General features: G+C 63.2%; 1 pseudogene. It reads right to left on the bottom strand.

The features are described 5' to 3' along the window. Positions 1-706 (bottom strand): annotated as a pseudogene (locus JCM19049_RS16575) (IS481 family transposase); the annotation flags it as partial.

Here is a 706-nt window from a genome sequence, read left to right as displayed (position 1 = left end):
GTACTGTCCAGGCAGGTTGGTTAAGCGGCTGATGGGTGGCTGGTTCCCGATCGCGGTGTGGGGCCTGTGGTGATTGTACTCATGAATCCATGCCGGCAGGGCTTGGCGGCGTGCTGATTCACTGTCGTAGAACTTGGCATAGGCCCACCCATCGCTCAGCGTCCGGTGAAACCGCTCGATCTTGCCATTGGTTTGGGGCCGGTAGGGACGGGTTCGCTTCGGCACCACGCCCAGCTGAAGGCAGGCATCGCGCCAGGAGCGAGAGCGATAGGCGGAGCCGTTATCACTGAGCACTCGCTCTACGGTGACGTTCCGAGCGGCGAACCATTTCACCGCTCGTTGGAGCACGGCGATGGCTGTTACTGCCTTTTCGTTCTGGTGAATCTCCGCGTAAGCGACCCGTGAGTGGTCATCGATCACGGTGTGCACGAAGGCGGTGCCCAGCCGGGGATGTCCGCTGGGGGTGCGTTGGCCGGTGCGGTTCGCAGTGACCCGTGAGTTGTGTTCCCCGGCCTGTCGTCCCAGGAACCGGTGTCCGCCGCCGTCGGGGATGTTGCCGAACTTCGTGACATCCACGTGGATCATGGCCCGGGATAGGGGTGTTCGTAACGACGGATCCTCTCGCCGGTGACCCGGTCGATGTAGCGCAGTCGATTGATTCGGCACCGCTTCAGAACCGCGTGCACGGTCGAGGCGGCCAGGCCCA

Source organism: Arthrobacter sp. JCM 19049 (assembly GCF_001310435.1).
This window is presented reverse-complemented; position numbering and strand designations above follow the sequence as displayed.